Source organism: Streptomyces sp. NPDC054866 (genome assembly GCF_053610745.1).
Genome location: NZ_JBSGZA010000022.1, coordinates 1 through 9,965 on the forward strand (window position 1 = coordinate 1; position 9,965 = coordinate 9,965).

Here is a 9,965-nt window from a genome sequence, read left to right on the forward strand (position 1 = left end):
CCACAACACCGACCTGTCCCCCCACCTCCCCCAACAACAAACCACCCACATCAACCTCCCCACCTACCCCTTCCAACACCACCCCTACTGGCTCCGGTCCGACCCCGCCAAGGGAAGCGAATCGCCCTACGTGGAGGCCGAGTTGTGGGATGCGCTGGAGCGCGAGGACCTGGACGGCGCGGTGGCGGCGCTGGGGGTGGGGGACGCGGACGTCAAGCTCTGGCGGAAGGCGCTGCCAGGGCTCGCCGCTTGGCGACGGCAGCGGCGTTGGGGGCACCGGCTCGACTGGGAGGCCCTGGACGAGGAGCCGGTGTCCTTGCCGACCGGCACCTGGGTGGTGCTCGTGCCCGCGCGGGCCGAGGAGCACCCGGCGGTGCGGACCGTGCGGGACGCCTTAGCCGAGGGCGGCGCCGGCGTTGTGGAGGTCCCGGTGGAGCGGGACACGGGCCGTTCGACGCTCGCGGCGAATCTGCGTGCGGCGCAGGCCCCCTCCCGCGGCCCGGTCGTCGGGGTGCTGTCGCTGCTCGCGTGTGCCGACACCGGACGGGACGGGGCGGACGGGCTGGATCTCTCCGCCACGCTGATGCACGCCCTGGACGACGCGGCCGTGCAGGTGCCGGTGTGGTTCGTGACCACGGGTGCCGTCTCGGTCGGCTCGGACCCGTACGCCGACCCGGACCAGGCGCGTGTATGGGGACTGGCGCAGTCTCCCGCCGCCTCGGAACACCCCGAACGCTGGGGCGGGTTGGTCGACCTGCCCGTCGACGGGGCGGGGGACCGGCGGACACGGGAGCGGCTCAGGGCCGTGCTGGCGGGCCGTACCGGCCGCGTGGGCGGGCGCGAGGACCAGGTCGCCGTCCGGTCCGGGGGCTTATTCGGGTGTCGTCTGCGGCCGGTCGACCTCACCGGTACGGGCACCGCGCCGCCCCTGACCCCGGACGGGACGGTGCTGGTGACAGGGGTGCCCGGAGCGCTCGCAGGTGAGATCGCCGTGGGGCTCGCCCGGGACGGCGTACGACACCTGCTGCTGGCTGCGGATCCCGGCGCCGAGGAGGGCGTCACCGAACTGGTCGCGATGATCGAGGAGTCGGGTGCGACGGCCACCGTCGTCCCGGTCGACCTCACCGACCGTGCCGCCGTAGTCGCGCTGCTCCGAACCGTCGCGCCGGAGCACCCGCTGACGGCGGTCGTGCACCTGGCCGCCGAGCTGGACGACACCGTGGCCGGTGCCGTGGACGGCGAGGACATCCACCGCCTGCTCGGGCCGGCCGCGGCCGCCGTGACCCATCTGTGCGAACTGACCGCGGAACGCGGACTGGAGGCGTTCCTGCTCTGCACGTCGGTGGTGGGCGCCCTGGGCGTGGCCGGGCTCGGCGGGCAGGGAGCCGTGCACGCCCACCTGGCGGCATTGGCGCAGGCGTACCGGGAGCGGGGGCTGCCCGTCACGTCGGTGGCCTGCGGCCCCTGGCACGCCCCGGACGGGGCGGAGACCGCGGCCGGAAAATACCTGCGCTACCAGGGGATCCGTCCTCTGCCGCCGCGGCTCGCGGCCAAAAGGCTGCTGGGGTCGATGGGCGGCCCGGCGCGGGGCCTGGTCCTGGTGGACGTCGACTGGGACCGCTGGGTCGGCCAGTCCGGGCAGGGCGCGACGGGCTCGCTGCTGCGCTCGATCCCGGAGGTCGCGGGACCCGGCGCGGTCGACGGCGCCCCGCCCGAGCCCGGCGCCGAGGCGGAACTCGGGGAGGCCGCCGCCCGGTTGCGACACCGGCTGCTGAGCGCGTCCGGTGCCGAACGAGCGGCCCTGCTGCTCGATCTGTTGCGGGACACCGCGGCACAGGTGCTCGGCCACGCGGACGCGGCGGAGATCCCCGGGGACGCCCCGTTCACCGATCTGGGGTTCTCGTCCTTCACCGCGCTCGAACTGTGCAACCGGATCGCGGCCCGGTCCGGGGTGCAGATCCCGCCCATGGCGATCTTCGACCACCCCACCGCCGAGGCCCTGGCGGGTCACCTGGTGACCACGCTCGACGCGGAGACCGAGTCCGCGCCGTTCGCCGGTGACACGTCCCCGACGACGTGAGCAACGCCCCGTACCGACCTGTGTCATTTTCCGAAGGAGCCCTGTCATGAGTGAGCCGGTCGTCGTCGTGGGAGCCGGGCCCGCCGGTCTGATGCTTGCCTGCGAGCTGGCCATGCGAGACGTCCCCGTGGTCCTCGTGGACCCCCATCCCGCACAGCGTCTCGAAGCGCCCGCCATGGCGATCAACGCGGGCACCCTGGAGCTGCTTGACCAGCGTGGGCTGGCCGACGGACTGCGGGAGGGCACGGTCACTTTCCCCGAAGTCCGTTTCGCGGATCTGCCCCTGGCCTTCGACAAGGTCCCCGGACCGCGCGAGCAGACGCACATGGTGTTGCAGTCCCGGCTGGAGAAGACGCTCATCGACCGGGCCCTGGACCTCGGCGTGGACTTGCGCTGGGGTACCCGGCTCACCGGCTTCGAGCAGGCGCCCGACGGCTCCCGCGTCACCGCGGTCCTGGCCTCGGACACCGGCGAGGAGCGGCTGGACTGCCGTTACCTGGTCGGCTGCGACGGACGCGAGAGCCTGGTCCGCGAGGGGGCCGGCATCGACTACGTCGGGAACGACTGGGTGGTCGTGCGCGGGATCGTCGGTGACGTGGCGATCGACCGCGCGGACGTGGCGCCCGAACAGTACGGGCTGTCGTACACCCCCAACGGCGACCAGTTCCTCGGCGCCCCGCTGAGCCCTGGCACCATGCGTGTGTTCAGCGCCGAATTCACCGCCAAGCCACCGGAGTTCGAGGACGGACCGGCGACCCTGGAACAGCTCGGGGCCGCTGTACGACGGCTCACCGGGACGGAACTCAAGGCGACCGAGGCGCACTGGCTGCGTCACTACTCGATCATCACCCGCAACGCCGAGCGCTATCGCGAGGGCCGGGTCTTCCTCGCGGGCGACGCCGCACACGTCCACTACCCGTACAACGGGCAGGGCATCGGGACCGCGGTCGGCGACGCGGTGAACCTCGGCTGGAAGATCGCCGCCGATGTCCACGGCTGGGCCCCCGAAGGCCTGCTGGACACCTACCACGAGGAGCGGCACGCGGCGGGACGGATGGCCTGCATGAACATCCAGGCACAGCTCGCCCTGCTCTACCCCCGCGCGCTCGCGCGCTACATGCGCGAAATGCTGGCGGAGTTCCTCGCGTTCGACGAGGTCAACGTCTTCCTGGCCGAGTTGGTGACCAACCTCGGCCCGGCCGTCCCGATGCGCTACGCGGGCGTCCCGGAGCCGCCCGAACGGGACCGGCTGCTGGGCCGCCGACTGCCGCGGGCCCGGATCAAGACGGCGAGCGGCGAGATCGCGGTGGCCGAGGTCCTGCACGGCGGACGCGGTGTCCTGCTCGACCTGTCCGGCCACACCGGAGGGCCGGACGTGGACGGCTGGACGGACCGGGTCGACGTGGTGCGGGCCCAGCCCCTGCCCGACCTCCCGGCCACCCTGCTGCTGCGCCCGGACGGCTGCGTCGCCTGGCACGACGACAACGGCTGGGGTGAGGACGCCCTCCGGGCCGCGCTCGCCGCCTGGTTCGGCGCCGCAGCCGACTGACCGGCGCCCTGCCCGCGCCAACAGACCAGGCCAAGGGCGGCTTTAGGCCATTCGCACAGAATCACCTCGTGGGCGCTGGGCCCGCCGCCGTGAGCCTCAACCGGCCCGTTCTTCCCAGCACATCCATCCGTCAGAAGGGACACCGTGCGTTCATCATCGTTCCCCGTCCGGCTCGCCGTGGCCGGAGCCGCGGCCCTCGGGCTCGTCATACCGGCAGGCACCGCCGCAGGTGCTGCCGAGGCGGCGCCCGCCGACGGCAAGGCCCGCTCCGGCTGCGTCACCGTCTCGTTCATCGAGCTGCTGGTCACCACCAAAACCATCGACGCGGCTCCGGCCGGGACGAGTGTCGGGGACGTCGTCGTCACCGAGGACGCGGTGCTCGACGAGGACCGCAACCGCTTCGGCACCAACGACATCCAGGGCGTCATCATCAAGCACGACCCCGCGACGGGCGAGCTGTTCTCGTTCTCCACCTCCAAGTACACGCTCGACGAGGGTGTGATCCGGGTCGCCGGCATCGTCGACCTGAAGCGGCTGGTCGAGGGCGAGACGCTGAAGCTCCCGGCGGCCGGCATGAAGGGCCGCTACGCCGGCAAGACCGGCGAACTGAGCTGGACCCTGATCAGCGCCACCGAGTCGCTCAACTCCATCAAGCTCTGCGACTGACCCCGCCGACCACCCGTACTACGCCCCGAGACCGGCGGGCCGCACCGCCCGCCGGTCACCGGCGTCCACTCAGCCGAGCCCGGGAAGGGCCATGACCCTCGAACACCTGATGCGGGCCGCAGCCACGGCCGACAGCCCCGGCAACTGGGCCACCGACCTCATGGAGAGCCTGGGCTCTCCCGGAGTCGCCGTCGCCACGGGGCTGGAGAGCCTCTTCCCCACCGTGCCCAGCGAACTCGTGCTCCTGCTCGGCGGGTTCACCGCCCGCCTCGGCGAACTCAGCTTCCTCGCCCTGCTGTTCTGGAGCACCGTCGGCTCGGTCGTCGGAGCCGTCGTCCACTACTACGTCGGCGCACTCCTCGGCAGGCGCCGCACCCGCGCCCTGTTCGTCCGCATCCCGCTGGTCCGGGAGACCGACCTGGACCGGGCCGAGGGCTGGTTCGCCCGCCACGGCGCCAAGGCCGTCCTGCTGTGCCGGCTCGTCCCCATCGTCCGCAGCTACGTCTCACTGCCCGCCGGCATCGAACGTATGCCGCTGCTGCCCTTCGTCGCCCTCACCGCGGCCGGCACGCTGCTGTGGAACCTCGTCCTGCTCAGCGCCGGCTACGCGGCCGGCCGCAACGCCGACACCGTGCAGCGGTATGCCAACGGGTTCACCGCCGTCGTCGGGATCGCCCTGCTGGCGGTGATCGTACGGTTCGTCGTCACCCGGCTGCGCGCACGGCGCCGGGACCGCCCCGGCACCTCGACCGGACCGGTCTGACCTGCCCCAACGGCACTCAGACCATGGTTAGTTCCGCTTTACCCCTGCTGCTCAGCATGACCACAACAGCGCCCGGCACGGTATCCGCGCGCCCCGCCGGGCCCGACGGATCGGAGTTGGACCGTGTCGGAACCGGCGGCCAAAGACCTCGCAGGACTCGACCCCACCTCGGCCATCGCGGTGGTGGGAACCGCGTGCCGCCTCCCGCGGGCCGACACCCCCGAAGCCTTCTGGCAGGTGCTGCGCGACGGCCGAGACACCGTCACAGGCCTCCCCGCCGACCGCCCCGAACTGTGCGACAGCCCCGGGACACAGGCCACGCCTCGCAAGGGCGCCTTCCTTGACCACGTCGACCGGTTCGACCCGGCGTTCTTCGGCATCGGCCCCCGCGAGGCCGCCGCCATGGACCCGCAGCAGCGCCTGATGCTGGAACTGACCTGGGAGGCCCTGGAGCGCGCCGGCATCGTCCCCGCGACGCTCGGCGCCACCCGCACCGGCGTGTTCGTCGGCGCCATGTCCGACGACTACGCCCGACTCACCCAGCGCCACGGCCCGCTCGCCATCGGGCAGCACACCGCGACCGGACTGCACCGGGGCATCATCGCCAACCGCGTCTCGTACACACTCGGTCTCACCGGCCCCAGCCTGACCGTCGACACCGGTCAGTCCTCCTCGCTCACCGCCGTCCACCTGGCCTGCGCGAGCCTGCGCAACGGTGAGTCCGCCCTCGCGCTCGCCGGCGGCGTACACCTCAACCTCGCCGCCGAGAACTACGCCGTCACTGAGGCCTTCGGTGCCCTGTCAGCGGTCGGCCGCAGCCACACCTTCGACGCCCGCGCGGACGGCTACGTACGCGGAGAGGGCGGCGGCGTCGTCCTGCTCAAGCGGCTCTCCGACGCCCTCGACCACGGCGACCACGTTCTCGGTGTCATCCTGGCCAGCGCCGTCAACAACGACGGCGCCACCGGCACCCTCACCACACCCGGCACCCGCGGCCAGGCCGACCTGCTGCGCCTGGCCTGCGACCGCGCCGGCATCACCCCCGGCGACATCCAGTACGTGGAACTGCACGGCACCGGAACCCGGCTCGGCGACCCCGTCGAGGCGGCGGCCCTCGGCGAGGCCCTCGGCGCCGGACGGACCAGCCCGGACCGGCTGCGCGTCGGCTCCGCCAAGACCAACGTGGGCCACCTGGAGGGCGCGGCCGGAATCACCGGCCTGATCAAGACACTGCTCTGCCTCCGGCACCGCGAACTGCCCCGCAGCCTGCACTTCCGCACCGCCCCCGAGTCCATTCCCCTCACCGAACTCGGCCTGCGTGTCCAGCGAGAGCACGGCCCATGGCCACACCCCGAGCGACGACTGACCGCCGGTGTCAGCTCCTTCGGGATGGGCGGCGCCAACGCCCACGTCGTCGTCGCCGAACCACCGGGCCGCACACCCCCGGCCGAAGAGCCCGCCCCCGCACCCGTCACTGCCGCGGGCACGCTGCCCTTCCTGCTCTCCGGCCGCAGCGCCGCCGCCCTGCGGGCGCAGGCACGCCGCATGCACACCCACCTCACGGAGACAGGCGGGCACGTGCCGCCCGTCGACATCGCCCGGGCCCTCGCCACCACCCGCACCGCCTTCGAGTACCGGGCCGCCGTACTCCCCGACCTGGCCGCCCCGCAGACGACCGACCCGACGGACACCACCGCCCTGCTCGCGGGCCTCGCCGCACTCGCCGACGACACCCCCGCCCCCGGTATCCTGCGCGGCACACCCCGCGAGGGCCGCGTCGCACACCTCTTCGCCGGCCAGGGCAGCCAGCGGGCAGCCATGGGCCGCGAACTGCACGCGCTGTGGCCGGTCTTCCGCGCCGCGTCCGATGAACTGTGCGCCGCGTTCGACACCGCCCTCGCCCCGTACGCCGACCGTCCGCTGCGCGATGTCCTCTTCGGCGACAACGATCCCGACCTGCACCGCACGGTGTATGCCCAGCCGGCCCTCTTCACCTTCGAGGTCTCCCTGTTCCGGCTGCTGGAGAGCTGGGGCCTGCAACCGGACCTCGTGGCGGGCCACTCCATCGGCGAGCTCGCCGCCGCCCACGTCGCCGGAGCGCTCACCCTGCCCGACGCATGCAAGCTCGTCGCCGCCAGGGGCGGACTGATGCAGGCCCTGCCCAGTGGCGGAGCCATGCTCTCCGTCCGGGCCCCCGCGGGCCAGGTGGAAGAGCTGCTCGACGGACCGGACGCGCTCCACGGACTCGACCTGGCCGCCGTCAACGGCCCCAACGCCACCGTCGTGTCCGGAGACGCCGACGCCATCGACCGCCTCGCCCGCGCCTGCGCCGACCGCGACTGGACGACCCACCGGCTGCGCGTCAGCCACGCCTTCCACTCCGCTCACATGGACGGCATGCTCGGCGACTTCGCCGCCGTCGCCGCCGGACTGGACCCGCGACCGCCGCGCATCCCGATCGTCTCCACGCTGACGGGCCAGGAGCTCACGACGGACGAGATCCGCGACCCCGGCCACTGGGTGCGCCATGTCCGAGAGACCGTCCGCTTCCACGACGCGCTGCGCCGGCTCGATGCCGTCGGAGTCACCACCCTTGTCGAGATCGGACCCGACGGCGTCCTGTCCGCCATGGCCGAGGACAGCCTGCCCACCGCCCTCGCCGTCCCCCTGCGCCGCGGCGCCGCGCCCGAGGCCCGCGAGGTGCTCACGGCGGTGGCCCGCGCCCATGTGCACGGCGTCCCCGTCGACTGGCGGGCGGTCTTTCACGGCACCGGCACCCACCACGTCGACGTCCCCACCTACGCCTTCCAGCGCGAACGCCACTGGCTGGAGGGGGACGTACCCGGCCACTCATCCGCCGACCACGGCACAGCATCGGCCCCCTCGCCCCTCCCCGAGCCCGCCGCCCTCCCCGAGCCTGTGGAACCCCCTGCCCTGGTCACGTCCGGTGCGCATCTCAGCCCGTCCGACGCCCTGGCCCTCGTCACCGCGGAGGCCGCCGACATCCTCGGCTACACCGACGCGTCGGCTCTGGAGACCCGACGGGCCTTCCGAGACCTCGGTTTCGACTCCATCTCCGCCGTCACCCTCAGGGACCGCTTGGCCGATGCCACCGGACTCGACCTGCCCAGCTCCCTGCTGTTCGACCATCCCACCCCCGAACGCCTTGCCACCCACCTTCACGCCCATTTCTCCGGAACCGACCACCCGACCGAGACCACCGCTGCCGTCGCCGAGGTGGACGATCCGGTCGTGGTGGTGGGGATGGCGTGCCGTTACCCGGGGGGTGTGGCGTCTCCGGACGACCTGTGGGGGCTGGTGCGGTCGGCCGGGGAGGGCATCTCGGAGTTCCCGCAGGATCGTGGCTGGGATGTGGACCTGTTCGACGGCGATCCGGAGCGATCGGCAAAGTCGTACACGCGTCACGGCGGGTTTCTGCATGACGCGGGTGATTTTGATGCGGAGTTCTTTGGTATTTCGCCGCGTGAGGCGTTGGCGATGGATCCGCAGCAGCGGTTGGTGCTGGAGGTGTCGTGGGAGTTGCTCGAGCGGGCGGGTGTCGACCCGGACGCTCTGCGCAGCTCGCCGACCGGCGTCTACATCGGCGCGACCACCCACGAGTACGGCCCCCGACTCGCGGACGGCCATAACGGCCACGGCGGGCACCTGCTCACCGGCAGCACCGTGAGCGTGACCTCCGGGCGCGTGGCGTACGCGTTCGGCCTCGAAGGCCCGGCGGTGACCGTCGACACGGCGTGCTCGTCGTCCCTGGTCGCCCTGCACCTGGCCGCCCAGGCCCTACGCAACGGGGACTGCACCCTGGCCGTCGCCGGAGGTGTCACCGTCATGAGTTCCCCCGGCATGTTCCTGGAGTTCTCGCGGCAGCGGGGGTTGTCGTCCGACGGTCGGTGCAAGGCGTTCGCGGAGGCGGCGGACGGCACGGGGTGGAGTGAGGGTGTGGGTCTGGTGTTGTTGGAGAGGCTGTCGGAGGCGCGGCGGCAGGGTCATGAGGTGTTGGCGGTGTTGCGTGGTTCGGCGGTGAACCAGGACGGGGCGTCCAATGGTCTGACGGCTCCCAATGGTCCGTCGCAGCAGCGGGTCATTCGGCAGGCCCTGGCCAACGCCGGTCTGAGCGCGGGCCAGGTGGACGTCGTCGAGGCCCACGGTACGGGCACGACACTCGGCGACCCGATCGAGGCACAGGCTCTGCTGGCGACGTATGGGCGGGATCACACGGTGGAACGGCCGTTGTGGCTGGGGTCGGTGAAGTCGAACATCGGTCATACGCAGGCGGCGGCGGGTGTGGCCGGTGTGATCAAGATGATCGAGGCCATGCGGCACGGGGAGCTGCCGTCGACTCTGCACGTCGACCGACCCACCAGCCACGTGGACTGGAGCACGGGTGCGATCTCGCTGTTGACCGAGGCACAGTCCTGGCCGGAGAGGGGTGAGCCGCGTCGGGCGGGGGTGTCGTCGTTCGGGATCAGCGGGACCAATGCGCACGTGATTTTGGAGGCGGCGCCGGAGGTGGCGGGGTCTTCGACGGATGTGGCGGAGGTTCCGCCGGTGGTGCCGTGGGTGGTGTCGGGGCGGAGTGCGGAGGGGCTGCGGGCGCAGTCGGCGCGGTTGCGGGCGTTCGTCGAGGGTGCGGGTGCGGGTGTGTCTGCGGTGGATGTGGGGGTGTCGTTGCTGTCGCGGTCGGTGGGGGAGTACCGGGCCGTTGTCGTCGGATCGGACCTGGTGCGGTTGACGGAGGGGCTGGCACAGGTCGCCGACCGTCCCGTGGTCCCCGCTGGCTCCGGTGGGTCTGTTGGGTTGTTGTTTACCGGTCAGGGGTCGCAGTGGTCGGGGATGGGTTCGGGGTTGACTGGGTTTGCGGTGTTCCGGGAGGCGTTTGAGGAGGTGTG

General features: G+C 72.4%; 5 protein-coding genes. All 5 read left to right on the plus strand.

The genetic code is table 11. The features are described from left to right. Positions 1–2,080 (plus strand): SDR family NAD(P)-dependent oxidoreductase (locus tag ACWGI2_RS41935; protein ID WP_453701314.1); only part of this gene is annotated, 2,080 nt, incomplete at its 5' end. 46 nt (positions 2,081–2,126) lie between these two features. After that, positions 2,127–3,629 carry an FAD-dependent monooxygenase gene (locus ACWGI2_RS41940; RefSeq protein WP_453701316.1) on the plus strand — a complete coding sequence of 501 codons (1,503 nt, stop codon included), beginning with the start codon at positions 2,127–2,129 and terminating at the stop codon, positions 3,627–3,629. A 144-nt stretch (positions 3,630–3,773) separates the two neighbouring features. Beyond that, positions 3,774–4,295: an allene oxide cyclase barrel-like domain-containing protein gene (locus ACWGI2_RS41945; RefSeq protein WP_453401792.1), complete on the plus strand. Its 522-nt coding sequence runs from the start codon at positions 3,774–3,776 to the stop codon at positions 4,293–4,295. 91 nt (positions 4,296–4,386) lie between these two features. Beyond that, a complete protein-coding gene (locus ACWGI2_RS41950) occupies positions 4,387–5,058 on the plus strand; it encodes a DedA family protein (protein WP_453401791.1) in 672 nt (223 codons plus the stop codon). A 123-nt stretch (positions 5,059–5,181) separates the two neighbouring features. Next, the coding region (locus ACWGI2_RS41955) for a beta-ketoacyl synthase N-terminal-like domain-containing protein (RefSeq protein WP_453701318.1) at positions 5,182–9,965 on the plus strand (4,784 nt) is incomplete at its 3' end.

Excerpts from the sequence above, each read along its gene's own strand:
- ACWGI2_RS41940 (WP_453701316.1), top strand. The coding sequence starts at position 2,127 with ATGAGTGAGCCGGTCGTCGTCGTGGGAGCCGGGCCCGCCGGTCTGATG.
- ACWGI2_RS41950 (WP_453401791.1), top strand. The coding sequence starts at position 4,387 with ATGACCCTCGAACACCTGATGCGGGCCGCAGCCACGGCCGACAGCCCC.